The organism is Pseudomonas aeruginosa, from assembly GCF_001457615.1.
GTDB lineage: Bacteria > Pseudomonadota > Gammaproteobacteria > Pseudomonadales > Pseudomonadaceae > Pseudomonas > Pseudomonas aeruginosa.
Genome location: NZ_LN831024.1, coordinates 5,075,109 through 5,087,155, shown reverse-complemented (window position 1 = coordinate 5,087,155; position 12,047 = coordinate 5,075,109). Strand labels below are relative to the sequence as shown.

Below are 12,047 nucleotides of genomic sequence, written 5' to 3'. Positions count from 1 at the left end.
CGTCATCCGCCCTACGGAGCTATCGGACTTCGCGCTGTCCGTGGCGTAGGGCGAACAACCGCAGAGCGGTTATCCGCCATTTCGGCGGGGTATCGGCGGATGACGCCGTTGGCGTCATGCGCCCTACGGAGCTATCGGGACTTCGCGTTGTCCGTGGCGTAGGGCGGATAACCGCAGAGCGGTTATCCGCCATTTCGGCGAGGTATCGGCGGATGACGCCGTTGGTGTCATACGCCCCACGGAGCTATCGGGGCCTTGCGTCGCCAGGCCTCAGATCCACAGGATGAAAGCCAGTACCAGGGCGAAGAAGCCCCATTTCTGCAGGTAGTAGAGCTTGCGGTTGCGCTTCTTCAAACGTTTGCCCTGCAGGCGGATCTTGTAGAGGCTGTCGAAGATCCGATTGAGTCCGCCGGTCCGGTCGCCTGCGTTGTTCGGGGCGGCCGCGGCAGCCATCACGTTGCGGCTGAACCAGCGGTTGAAGGCGGTGGCCCAGCCCTGGGTCAGCGGCCGCTCGATGTCGCAGAAGAGAATGATGCGGTTGTGTTCGGTGGCGTTTTCCGCGTAGTGGATGAAGGTTTCATCGAACACCACCGCCTCGCCGTCGCGCCAGTGGTAGCGCTCGCCGTCCACCTCGATGAAGCAGGCCGGGTCGTTGGGGGTGAACAGTCCCAGGTGGAAGCGCAGCGAGCCGGCGTAGGGATCGCGGTGTCGCACCAGCTTCGAGCCCGGCGGCAGTTCGGCGAACATCGCCGCCTTGACCGAGGGAATCTGCCGCAACAGGGCGGTGGTCTGCGGGCAGAGTTGTCCGGCGGAGGGATGGGCCTCGTCGTACCATTTCAGGTAGAAGCGCTTCCAGCCGCTCTTGAAGAACGAGTTGAAACCGATATCGTCGTACTGTTCGGAACGCTTGATGTTGCCGGCGTCGTGCAGGTGCAGCGCCTCGCTGCGGATGGCTTGCCAGTTGTCGACCAGAACCTGCAGTTCGGGGAAGGTCTGCGGTGCCAGGTAAGGGCGGTTCGGTACCTTCGAGAACAGGTACATCAGGCAGTTGATCGGAGCGAGGAAGCTGGAGTGGTCGCTCAATTGGCGCGACAGCTTGTGGCGTACCCGGCCGCGGAAATGGACATAGAGGATGCTCAGCGCATAGGCCGCCAGGATGAGAACTTTCATGAATGCAAGGTCGTCGGTGCAAAAGAGGAGAATTTACTCCTGTTCTCAGTGCCTGAGTATGCTACCTGACGCTAATTCGCCAGCACTGCGCTCATTTTTCCGTAATCCTGGCCTCGAAAGGAACGCACAATGAACGACACCGGCCGGCGTATCCTGCTCAACTGCGACATGGGCGAAAGCTTTGGCGCCTGGCGCATGGGCGACGATGTCCACAGCATGCCGCTGGTTGACCAGGCCAACCTGGCTTGCGGCTTCCACGCTGGCGACCCGCTCACCATGCGGCGCGCGGTGGAGCTGGCGGTACGCCATGGCGTGAGCATCGGCGCGCACCCGGCCTATCCCGACCTGAGCGGCTTCGGCCGGCGCTCGCTGGCCTGCTCTGCCGAAGAGGTGCATGCCATGGTGCTGTACCAGATCGGCGCGCTGGACGCTTTCTGCCGTTCCCTCGGTACCCAGGTGGCCTACGTCAAGCCGCATGGCGCGCTGTACAACGACCTGGTCGGCGACGATGAGCTGCTGCGCGCCGTGCTCGACGCCTGCGCCGCCTATCGCAAGGGCCTGCCGCTGATGGTGCTGGCCCTGGCCGACAACGGCCGCGAGCTGGAACTGGCCGACGAGGCCGACGTGCCGCTGCTGTTCGAGGCCTTCGCCGATCGCGCCTACCTGCCGGACGGCCGGCTGGCGCCGCGGCGGCTTGGCGGCGCGGTGCATCACGATCCGCAGCGGATCATCGAACAGGCCCTGGCCATCGCCCGCGGCGAAGCCTTCCCCGACTACGACGGCAACCCGCTGCGCCTGACCGCCGACAGTCTTTGCGTGCATGGCGATAACCCGCAGTCGCTGGCGGTCCTCCGGCGCCTGCGCGCGGCCCTGGACAGCCTGTGATCCGCATCGAACCCGCTGGTGCCGAAGCCCTGCTGCTGACGCTCGCCGAAGAGCCCGAAGTGGACCTGTCTGTGCGCCTGGCCGAGCTGGCCAGACGTCTGCGCGAGGGGCTCGGCGAAGGCGTCAGGGATCTGGTGCTGGGCTGGACCACCCTGATGCTGCATTACGACCCCTACCGCATCGCCCCGCAGGTACTGGAAGAACGCCTGGGTCCGCTGCTGGCGGAGTGGCACGCCTGGCGCCCCGCCGAGGATGCCGGGCGCCTGCACGAGATTCCCGTCTGGTACGCCGGCGAGGACCTCGCGACGGTAGCGGTTGCCTGCGGATTGACTGGCAAAGGGGTGATCGAACTGCACAGCGCGGCCGAATACCGGGTCGGCGCGATCGGTTTCGCTCCGGGATTCGCCTACCTCGGCGGCCTCGATCCGCGCCTGGTCCTGCCGCGGCGGGCCACCCCGCGGGCGCGTGTACCGGCCGGCAGCCTGGCCATTGCCGAGGCGCAGACGGCGATCTATCCGCAGGCCTCGCCCGGCGGCTGGCACCTGCTGGGACGCAGTCCGTGGCGTCCGTTCGATCCGGCCGCCACTCCTCCGTGCCCACTGGCGCTGGGCGACCGGGTGCGCTTCGTCGCCATCGGGCGCGAGGCTTTCCTCGACCTGGGCGGGCGCGAATGAATGGTTTGCGGGTCGTCAAGGCGGGTCCGCAGAGCCTGCTGCAGGATGACGGCCGGCGCGGCTGGCAGCACCTCGGCGTATCCCCGGGCGGCCCTCTGGACCGCCAGGCGGCAGCCTGGGCCAATCGTCTGCTCGGTAATCCCTGGGGGACGCCATTGCTGGAAATCGCTTTCGGCGGCTTGGTGCTGGAGTGCAGGGTGGAGGCGACCTGGCTGGCGTTGACCGGAGCGCGCCTGGCGCTGACGGTGGACGGTCGCGAATGCCTGCCCTGGAGTCGCTTCCGGGTCCGCCGCGGGCAACGCATCGAACTGGGCTTCGCCGAGGCCGGGCAGCGTGCCTACCTGGCCTGCGCCGGCGGTTTCCGGGCGAGGCCGGTACTGGGCAGCGTCGCCTGCCAGGTTCGCGACGGGCTCGGCGGTTTACAGGGCGATGGCCGGATCCTGGCGGAGGGCGATTGCCTGCCGTGTGCCGAAGCGGGAGCGGCGTGTCCGTGGGATGCCAGCGTGCCCTGGCGTTTCCAGCCGGACTACCGGCAGCAGCGGCCCTTGCGCGTGCTGTTCGGCGGCGATGCGGCGGCCTTCGACGCAGCCAGCCGGCAAGCCTTCTTCGCCAGCGCCTGGCGAATCAGCCCGCGGTCCGATCGCATGGGTGTCCGCCTGGCCGGCGAGCCACTGCGCGGGGCGCCGCGCGCCTGGTCGCAGGGCGTGGTGGAGGGCGCTATCCAGGTTCCGCCCGATGGCCAACCCATCGTGCTGATGGCCGACCGCCAGAGCATGGGCGGCTATCCGCTGCTGGGCTTCGTCCATCCACTGGACCTCTCGCGCCTGGCGCAAAGCCCCGCGCATAGCGAGGTAACCTTCGTCGAGAGCGACCTGGCGACGCAGCAGGCCGATCTGCTGCGCTTCTACCGCTTCTTCCGCGGCTGAGCGCTCAGCCGGCCAGGTGGCCGAGCGGCAGCGGCGAGGGCGCCTTGACCGTCTTGATCGCGAAGTTGCTGCGAATGTCGCTGACCCCGGGCAGGCGCAGCAGGGTCTCGCTGAGCAGGCGTTCGTAGGCGCGCAGGTCGGGGACCACCACTTGCAGGAGGAAGTCCGACTCGCCGGAGACGAGGTGCACCGAGATCACCTCCGGCAGGTCGACCACCGCACGGTGGAAGGCCTCGGCCTGCTCCTGGCGGTGGCGTTCCACCTTGATCCCGACGAACACCGTGAGGCCGAGGCCGACCTCGTCGCGGTCGATGCTGGCCTGGTAGCCGCGAATCACCCCGGCCTCTTCCAGCAGGCGCACGCGGCGCAGGCAGGGGGACGGGGAGAGGCCGATCTCCTCGGCCAACTGGACGTTGCTCAGGCGGCCGTCGCGCTGGAGGGCGGCGAGGATGCGGTGGTCATAGGCGTCGAGTTTCATCTTGGCATATCCGGATGGATAGTCTCCAGAGAGTGGAATTTACTGCCAAATAGAATGGATAGGCTGGTGGAAAACGCAAGCACCTGCCCTGCCTTGCGGGCATAGAATCGTTATCCGGGTCACCTTCCTGGAGCCGATACGATGGACACGAGCGCTTTCCTGATTGCCCTGGCGGTGGTTTACCTGGTGCCCGGACCAGACATGCTCCTGCTGTTCCAGACCGGCGCCCGCCAGGGCCGTCGCGCGGCGCTGGTCACCGCCCTCGGCCTGGCGCTGGCTCGGGCCTGCCATGTGCTGATGGCCGCGACTGGACTGGCGCTGCTGTTCCGTACCGCTCCCTGGACCTTCGAGCTGGCGCGCCTGCTCGGCGCCGCCTACCTCGCCTGGCTTGGCCTGCAGATGCTGCGCGGTGGCGGACTGGCCTTGCCGACCAGCGACGCGGGCTCCGCGCCGGTGGTCCCTCACGCCGACCGCCGGGCCTTGCTGCGCGGACTCCTGACCAACCTGCTGAACCCCAAGGCCCTGCTGTTCTGTTCGGTGCTGCTGCCGCAGTTCGTCAGCCCCGGGGCCGGTTCGCTGGCCGTCCAGTTCGCCGCGCTCGGTACGGTCCTGGTTCTGGTTGGCCTGGCCTTCGACTGCGCCTATGCGCTGGCCGGTGGCCGCCTGGGCCGCTGGCTGGCGTCCCGGCCGCGGGCACAGCGCCTGCAGCAGTGGGGCTTCGGTGGGTTGTTGATAGGGTTCGGGGTAAGGCTGGCGCTGCTGCGCCAGCTCTGAAGGGCTGCGGGGCGGCGAGCGCCCCGTGGCGCTCAGCCGAGGAATTGCTCGGCGTGGTGGCAGGCCACCTGGCGCTGGTCGAGCAGGCGCAGCTCGGGCACCTCGCTGCGGCAGCGCTCGGTGGCGTAGGGGCAGCGCTTGTGGAAGGCGCAACCCTCCGGCGGGTTCAGCGGGTTCGGCAGTTCGCCCTGGATGCGGATCTTCGGCTTCGTCGGGTCCGGGTGGATCGCCGGGGTCGCCGAGAGCAGCGCACGGGTATAGGGATGCAGCGGGTTCTCGTAGAGCTTGTCCGCCGGCCCCATCTCCGCCGGTCGGCCGAGGTACATCACCAGGACGTCGTCGGCGACGTGGCGGACCACCGCCAGGTTGTGCGAGATGAACACGTAGGCGGTGCGGAACTGCTGCTGCAGGTCCATGAACAGGTTCAGTACCTGGGCCTGGATCGACACGTCGAGGGCCGAGGTCGGCTCGTCCGCCACCAGCACCTTGGGTTGCAGCATCATCGCCCGGGCCAGGGCGATGCGCTGGCGCTGGCCGCCGGAGAACATGTGCGGGTAGCGCTGGTAATGCTCCGGCCGCAGGCCGACCTGGCGCATCATCTGCTGGACCTTTTCGCGGCGTTCCTCGCGCGACAGCGCGGTGTTGATCAGCAGCGGCTCGGCCAACTGGTCGCCGATCTTCTGTCGCGGATTGAGCGAGGCGTAGGGGTTCTGGAAGACCATCTGCACGTCGCGGCGCAACTGCCGGCGCTGGTCCTTGCTGGCGCCCTTGACCTCCTGCCCGGCGATTTTCAGCGAGCCGGAGGTGGGTTCCTCGATCAGGGTCAGGGCGCGCGCCAGGGTCGACTTGCCGCAGCCGGACTCGCCGACCACGGCGAGGGTCTTGCCGGCTTCCAGTTCGAACGATACGCCGTTCAGCGCGCGCACCTGGGCGTGGCCCTTGAACAGGCCGCGGGAGACTTCGTAGTGACGGGTCAGATCACGGGCGGTCAGAACGGTTTCCATCAGGCCACCTCGTTCAGCAGGTTCAACGGATAGAAGCAGCGCACCGCGCCGCGCTCGTGTGCCTCCAGGGCCGGCCGCTCCTGGCGGCAATGCTCCTGGGCATAGGGGCAGCGTGGCGACAGCAGGCAACCGCGCGGGCGGTCGTAGCGCCCCGGAACGATGCCGGGCAGGGTGGCCAGGCGGGCTTCGCCGGCACAGTGCTCGGGGATCGCCTTGATCAGCGCCTCGGTGTAGGGATGGGTCGGGCGGTCGAACAGCGCCGGCACGCCGCCGATCTCCACCGCTTCGCCGGCGTACATCACGCAGACGCGCTGGGCGGTCTCGGCGACCACGGCGAGATCGTGGGTGATCAGGATCAGCGCCATGTCCTGGTCGCGCTGCAGGTTCAGCAGCAGCTCCATGATCTGCGCCTGGATGGTCACGTCGAGGGCGGTGGTCGGCTCGTCGGCGATCAGCAGCTTGGGCTCGGCGGCGATAGCCATGGCGATCGCCACACGCTGGCTCATGCCGCCGGAGAGTTGGTGCGGGTAGGCGTCGAGGCGGCTGGCGGCGGCCGGGATCTCGACCCGTTCGAGCAGTTCCAGGGCGCGCTGGCGCAGGGCCTTGCCGCGCAGGCCGAGATGCAGGCGAAGAACCTCCTCGATCTGGTAGCCGACGGTGTAGCTGGGGTTGAGGGCGGTCATCGGGTCCTGGAAGACCATCGCCATGTCCTTGCCGACGATGCGCCGGCGCTGGCGGCCCTTGAGGGTGAGCATGTCGTGGCCGTCGAAGCGCAGGTGATCGGCGGACACCCAGCCGGGCGCGTCGATCAGGCCCATCAGGGCCATCATGGTCACCGACTTGCCGGAGCCGGACTCGCCGACGATGGCCAGCACCTCGCCCTTGTCGACGCTCAGGTCGAGGCCGTCGACCACGGGCACGGCGGTGGTGTCGCCGAAGCGTACGCTGAGGTTCTTGATATCGAGGAGGCTCATGCGGCGGTCTCCTGTGGCGCGGATACGGATGCGCTGTTCATGGTTGTGCTCCTCATGCCGCGTTCTTCAGTTTCGGATCGAGGGCGTCGCGCAGGCCGTCGCCCATCAGGTTGATCGCCAGTACGCTGAGCAGGATGGTCAGGCCGGGCAGGCTGACCACCCACCAGGCGCGCTCGATGTAGTCGCGGGCGGAGGCGAGCATGGTGCCCCACTCGGGGGTCGGCGGTTGCACGCCGAGGCCGAGGAAGCCGAGGGCGGCGGCGTCGAGGATCGCCGAAGAGAAGCTCAGGGTGGCCTGGACGATCAGCGGCGCCATGCAGTTCGGCAGTACGCAGACGAACATCAGGCGCAGGGTGCCGGCGCCGGCCAGGCGCGAGGCGGTGACGTAGTCGCGGTTTAGCTCGGTCATCACCGCGGCGCGGGTCAGGCGCACGTAGGCCGGCAGCGAGACGATGGCGATGGCGATCACGGTGTTGATCAGGCCTGGGCCGAGGATCGCCACGATGGCCACCGCCAGCAGCAGCGACGGCAGCGCCAGCATGATGTCCATCAGGCGCATGATCAGCGGCCCGGCACGGTTCGGCGAGAAGCCGGCGAGCAGGCCGAGGAGGATGCCGGGGACCAGCGAGATCACCACCGAGGACAGGCCGATCAGCAGCGACAGGCGGGCGCCGTGGATCAGCCGCGAGAGCAGGTCGCGGCCCAGTTCGTCGGTGCCGAGCAGGAAACGCGCCTGGCCGCCCTCCAGCCAGGACGGCGGGGTCAGCAGGAAGTCGCGGAATTGTTCGCTCGGATCGTAGGGCGCGACCCAGGGGGCGAACAGCGCGCAGAACACGATCAGCAGCATGAACAGCAGGCCGCCGACGGCACCTTTGTTCCGGGTAAAGGCTTGCCAGAATTCCTTCAGCGGGGACGGGTAGACCAGGCTCGGGTCGCTGGCGGGAGCGTTGTGCATGGCGTTCATCGGCTGGCTCCTCAGCGTTGGTGGCGAATGCGCGGGTTGGCCAGGCCGTAGAGGATGTCCACGACGAAATTGACCAGGATGACCAGGGTGGCGACCAGCAGGATGCCGTTCTGCACCACCGGGTAGTCGCGACGGCTGATGGCGTCGATCAGCCACTTGCCGATGCCCGGCCAGGAGAAGATGGTTTCGGTCAGCACCGCGCCGGCGAGCAGCGTGCCGACCTGCAGGCCGAATACCGTCAGCACCGGAATCAGCGCGTTGCGCAGGGCGTGCACGAAGACCACCCGGGCCGGCGACAGGCCCTTGGCGCGGGCGGTGCGCACATAGTCTTCGCGCAGCACCTCGAGCATCGCCGAGCGGGTCATGCGGGCAATCACCGCCAGCGGGATGGTGCCCAGCACGATGGCCGGCAGGATCAGGTGGCGCACGGCATCGAGGAACGAGCCCTGTTCGTCGGAAAGCAGGGTGTCGATCAGCATGAAGCCGGTCTTCGGCTCGATGTCGTAGAGCAGGTCGAGACGGCCGGACACCGGCGTCCAGCCCAGCGACACGGAGAACAGCATGATCAGGATCAGGCCCCACCAGAAGATCGGCATCGAATAGCCGGCGAGGGACACCGTCATCACCCCGTGGTCGAACAGCGAACCGCGTTTCAGGGCGGCGATCACCCCGGCCAGCAGGCCGAAGGTGCCGGCGAAGAGCATGGCGGCCAGGGACAGTTCCAGGGTCGCCGGGAACAGGGTGAGGAATTCGTGCCAGACGCCTTCGCGGGTGGTCAGCGATTCGCCGAGATTGCCCTGTGCCAGGTTGCCCACGTAGTCCAGGTACTGCTGGTACAACGGCTTGTCCAGGCCCAGGCGGTGCAGGGCCTCGGCATGCATCTGCGGATCGACGCGACGTTCGCCCATCATCACTTCCACCGGGTCGCCGGGAATCAGGCGGATCAGCGCGAAGGTGAGCAGCGTCACGCCGAAGAAGGTGGGGATCAGCAACCCCAATCGTCGTGCAATGAAACTAAGCATGTTGGCGGGTAACTCCTCATCGCGGACCGTGCGCCCCGCTGGCGGCAGGGCTGTGGTCCTTGTTCTTCTAGGGCTTCACCGAGGTGGTGGCGAAGTTGTTGTTGCTCAACGGATTGATCACGTAGCCCTGCACCGTGTTCCGCCGGACGTTGAACAGCTTCGGGTAGGCCAGCGGTATCCATGGGGCCTGTTCGTGGAATACCACCTGGGCCTGCTCGTACAGTTTCGCCCGCTCGGCCGGATCGCTCACCTCGCGGGCCTTGCGCATCAGCGCCTCGAAGTCCTTGTCGCACCAGCGCGCCTGGTTTTCACCCGACTCGGCGGCGGCGCAGCTCAGGTTCGGGCTGAGGAAGTTGTCCGGGTCGCCGTTGTCGCCGGCCCAGCCAAGCAGCGACAGGTCGTGCTCGCCGGCCTTCGAACGCTTGAGCAGCTCGCCCCATTCCAGGGAACGGATGGTCAGCTGGATGCCGGCCTTGGCCAGGTCTGCCTGCAGCATCTGTGCCGCCAGGGCGGGGTTGGGGATGGTAGGCGAGGTGCCGTTGCGAATGAACAGGGTGATCCTGAGATTTTCCGCGCCGGCTTCCTTGAGCAGCGCCCTGGCGCGTTCGGGATCGTGCGGCCAGTCCTGGATCGAATGGTTGTAGCCGAGCAGGGTCGGGGGATAGGGACCGACCGCCGGACTGGCCGCGCCGGGGCCGAACACCGCGTCGAGCATGGCCTTCTTGTCCAGCGCGAGGTTGATCGCCTGGCGCACGCGCGGGTCGTCGAGCGGCTTGTGCTGGGTGTTGATGGCAATGTAGGTGGTCAGCAGGGCATCGATCTCGTCCACCGCCAGGTTCGGGTCCTGCTTCAGGCGCGGCACGTCCTCCGGTTTCGGGTACAGCGAGACCTGGCACTCGCCGGCACGGACCTTCTGCATGCGCACGTTGGGATCGAGGGTAATGGCGAACACCAGGTTGTCGATCGGCGGCTTGCCGGCGTAGTAGTCCGGGTTCGCCGTATAGCGGACCTGGGCGTCCTTGGCGTAGCGCTTGAAGACGAACGGCCCGGTGCCGATCGGCTGGTTGTTCAGCTGGCCCTGCTTGCCGGCGGCGAGCAACTGGTCGCCGTACTCGGCGGAATAGATGGACGCGAAGGGCATCGCCATATCGCGCAGGAACGGCGCTTCGGGACGGTTGAGGACGAAGCGCACGGTGAGCTCGTCGACCTTTTCCACCGACTTGATCAGCTCGCCCATGCCCATCGCGTCGAAGTAGGCGTAGCCGCGCAGCGCCGAGGCATGCCAGGGATGCTTCGGATCGAGGGCGCGCTGGAAGGTCCACAGCACATCATCGGCATTCAGGCTCCGGGTCGGCTTGAAGTAGTCGGTGGTATGGAATTTCACGCCGGGGCGCAGGTGGAAGGTATAGCTCAGTCCGTCGGCGCTGACGTCCCAGCGCTCGGCCAGCCCCGGGATCACCTCGGTGGTGCCGGGGCGGAAGGCGAGCAGGCGGTTGAACACGGTTTCCGCGGAGGCGTCGGCGGTCACCGCGCCGGTGTACTGGACGATGTCGAAGCCTTCCGGGCTGGCCTCGGTGCAGACCACCAGGTTCTTCGCCTGGGCCGCGCCGGCGGCGCATAGCGCCAGGGCCAGGGGCAGGTGTCGGAGCAACGGATGGAGCATGGGGTCCTCCTCGTGGGCCCCGTCGCCGGGGCCGCCGGTTGTCGCAGGTTTACAGCAGGTTGAAGGGGAAGGTGCTGACCAGGCGCAGTTCGTTGACGCTGCCGTCGACCTGGTTCTGGCTGGCCTTGTGCATCATGTAGGTGAGCTTGAAGGTGCTGTCCTTGATCGGCCCGTTCTGCACCTTGTAGGCCGCCATCAGGCCCAGCTCGTGGTGCTTCTCGCCGTCCTGGGCGCGCACCTCGGCGTAGTTGCCGTAGGCACCGTTGCGATCGCCGTCGTAGTGGGTGCCGTCGATGTCCCAGCCCTTCACGTACCACACGCCGGTGCTCAGGCCGGGGACCCCGTAGTAGCTCCAGTCGGTCTCGTAGCGGATCTGCGCGGACTTCTCGTTGGGGCTGTTGTAGTCGGCCAGCATCGAGTTGGCCAGGAAGATCGCCGAGGTCTCGTGCACGTAGTCGAAGTATTCGTTGCCGTCGACCTGCTGGTAGGCCAGGGTCAGGGCGTGGGCGCGATGGCCGAGAGTGAAGGCCAGGCTCCAGGTGTCGTTGTCGATGTAGCCGGCCTCGCGCGCGCCGGTGTCGCCGGTGTGGTAGCCGTTGAAGGCGGTGCGCAGGGCGATGCCGTTCTCGAGGTCGCCGATGTCGTGGGTCACGCCCAGGTAGTACTGGTTCCAGACGTCCTGGAAATGCGAGCCATAGAGGGAGATTTCCAGCCCGTCGAGCGGCTTGTAGTTGCCGCCCAGGTAGTTCAGGCGGTCGCCCTTGACCTGGCGGGTGCCGTACTCGGTGGTCATGTCCTCGTCGCCGGAACCGGTCCGCGGGCTGACCTTGCGGAAGCTGCCGGCCTGCAGGCTGAGGTTGTCCAGCTCCTCGCTGGTCACGGCGAAGCCGGTGAAGCTGGAGGGCAGGGCACGGTTGTCGATATAGCTGAACACTGGAGTGTTGACCAGGAAGCGACCGGCCTTGAATTCGGTATTCGAGGCGCGCAGGCGGATGTTGGCGACGCCCAGCTTGGACCACTCGCCGATCGCCTCGCCATCGCTGTTCGCCAGGGTCCGGTTGCCGCCGCCGCCGATGCGGCCCTTGCCGCGCTCCAGGGCGATCTCGTTGAAGGCTGCGACGTCGAAGCCGAAGCCGATGCTGCCCTGGGTGTAGCCCGAGCTGTACTTGAGCACCGTGCCCTGGACCCAGGCGTTGCGCTGGTGGATGCGCTGGGAGCCGCCGCCGGCCTTGGGAATGCGGAAGGTGAAGCTGTCCTTCATGTTTTCCCGCGAGTAGAAGTTGCGGGTGGTCAGGGTCAGGCTCTGCCCCTCGAACAGCCCGCTGGCGCCGGCCTGGCCCTTGATCGGTTTCTCCACGCTGGGGATGCTCTGCACCTGGGCGGCGTAGCTGGGATTGTCCGGGGTCGGCGGGGTTGCCTGCTCGTCCGCCGCCCAGCCTGGCGCGGCCGATGCCATCAAGGCCAGTCCCAGCGTCGCGCCGGTCACTCGTTGGTATCTCATCACCTGATTGCT

At 67.4% G+C, this 12,047-nt stretch carries 12 protein-coding genes; 4 read left to right on the top strand and 8 right to left on the bottom strand.

Features of this window, described 5'->3' with window-relative positions:
- Positions 1 to 270 precede the first annotated feature (270 nt).
- Positions 271 to 1,170 carry a lipid A hydroxylase LpxO gene (lpxO, locus tag AT700_RS23425; protein ID WP_003094463.1) on the bottom strand — a complete coding sequence of 300 codons (900 nt, stop codon included), beginning with the start codon at positions 1,168 to 1,170 and terminating at the stop codon, positions 271 to 273.
- A gap of 129 nt (positions 1,171 to 1,299) precedes the next feature.
- On the opposite strand from lpxO, the gene AT700_RS23420 reads away from it, so the two are divergent.
- The 3 genes from AT700_RS23420 to AT700_RS23410 are packed head-to-tail and all read left to right on the top strand — an operon-like array spanning position 1,300 to position 3,655.
- Positions 1,300 to 2,055, top strand: a complete 756-nt coding sequence (locus AT700_RS23420) for a 5-oxoprolinase subunit PxpA (RefSeq protein WP_003112852.1) — start codon at positions 1,300 to 1,302, stop codon at positions 2,053 to 2,055.
- On the top strand, positions 2,052 to 2,729 hold the full coding sequence (gene pxpB, locus AT700_RS23415) for a 5-oxoprolinase subunit PxpB (RefSeq protein ID WP_048521664.1): 678 nt from the start codon (positions 2,052 to 2,054) through the stop codon (positions 2,727 to 2,729). Before AT700_RS23420 ends, pxpB begins: the two co-directional genes overlap by 4 nt.
- Entirely contained in the window at positions 2,726 to 3,655 is a 930-nt protein-coding gene (locus tag AT700_RS23410; RefSeq protein WP_024928662.1) for a biotin-dependent carboxyltransferase family protein, read from the top strand. Before pxpB ends, AT700_RS23410 begins: the two co-directional genes overlap by 4 nt.
- A 4-nt stretch (positions 3,656 to 3,659) precedes the next feature.
- Here the strand turns inward: AT700_RS23410 and AT700_RS23405 are convergent, their stop codons facing one another.
- A complete protein-coding gene (locus AT700_RS23405) occupies positions 3,660 to 4,133 on the bottom strand; it encodes an Lrp/AsnC family transcriptional regulator (RefSeq protein ID WP_003094456.1) in 474 nt (157 codons plus the stop codon).
- Positions 4,134 to 4,274: 141 nt separating this feature from the next.
- On the opposite strand from AT700_RS23405, the gene AT700_RS23400 reads away from it, so the two are divergent.
- The gene (locus AT700_RS23400) at positions 4,275 to 4,907 is read left to right on the top strand and encodes a LysE family translocator (protein WP_034021202.1); all 633 of its coding nucleotides are present in this window, start codon (positions 4,275 to 4,277) and stop codon (positions 4,905 to 4,907) included.
- Positions 4,908 to 4,939: 32 nt separating this feature from the next.
- Here AT700_RS23400 and AT700_RS23395 read toward each other — a convergent pair whose 3' ends face one another.
- The 6 genes from AT700_RS23395 to AT700_RS23370 form a co-directional block, all read right to left on the bottom strand.
- Positions 4,940 to 5,911, bottom strand: a complete 972-nt coding sequence (locus tag AT700_RS23395) for a peptide ABC transporter ATP-binding protein (protein WP_003094452.1) — start codon at positions 5,909 to 5,911, stop codon at positions 4,940 to 4,942.
- Complete coding sequence (locus AT700_RS23390) at positions 5,911 to 6,885, bottom strand: ABC transporter ATP-binding protein (RefSeq protein ID WP_003094451.1); 975 nt, start codon at positions 6,883 to 6,885, stop codon at positions 5,911 to 5,913. The genes AT700_RS23395 and AT700_RS23390 overlap by 1 nt, the downstream gene beginning before the upstream one ends.
- Before the next feature lie 52 nt (positions 6,886 to 6,937).
- On the bottom strand, positions 6,938 to 7,849 hold the full coding sequence (locus AT700_RS23385) for an ABC transporter permease subunit (protein ID WP_003112858.1): 912 nt from the start codon (positions 7,847 to 7,849) through the stop codon (positions 6,938 to 6,940).
- Between the two features lie 11 nt (positions 7,850 to 7,860).
- Complete coding sequence (locus AT700_RS23380) at positions 7,861 to 8,871, bottom strand: ABC transporter permease subunit (RefSeq protein WP_003105448.1); 1,011 nt, start codon at positions 8,869 to 8,871, stop codon at positions 7,861 to 7,863.
- Between the two features lie 67 nt (positions 8,872 to 8,938).
- On the bottom strand, positions 8,939 to 10,534 hold the full coding sequence (locus tag AT700_RS23375) for an ABC transporter substrate-binding protein (protein ID WP_003094445.1): 1,596 nt from the start codon (positions 10,532 to 10,534) through the stop codon (positions 8,939 to 8,941).
- A 49-nt stretch (positions 10,535 to 10,583) separates the two neighbouring features.
- The gene (locus AT700_RS23370) at positions 10,584 to 12,038 is read right to left on the bottom strand and encodes an OprD family outer membrane porin (protein ID WP_003120938.1); all 1,455 of its coding nucleotides are present in this window, start codon (positions 12,036 to 12,038) and stop codon (positions 10,584 to 10,586) included.
- Positions 12,039 to 12,047: the final 9 nt, after the last annotated feature.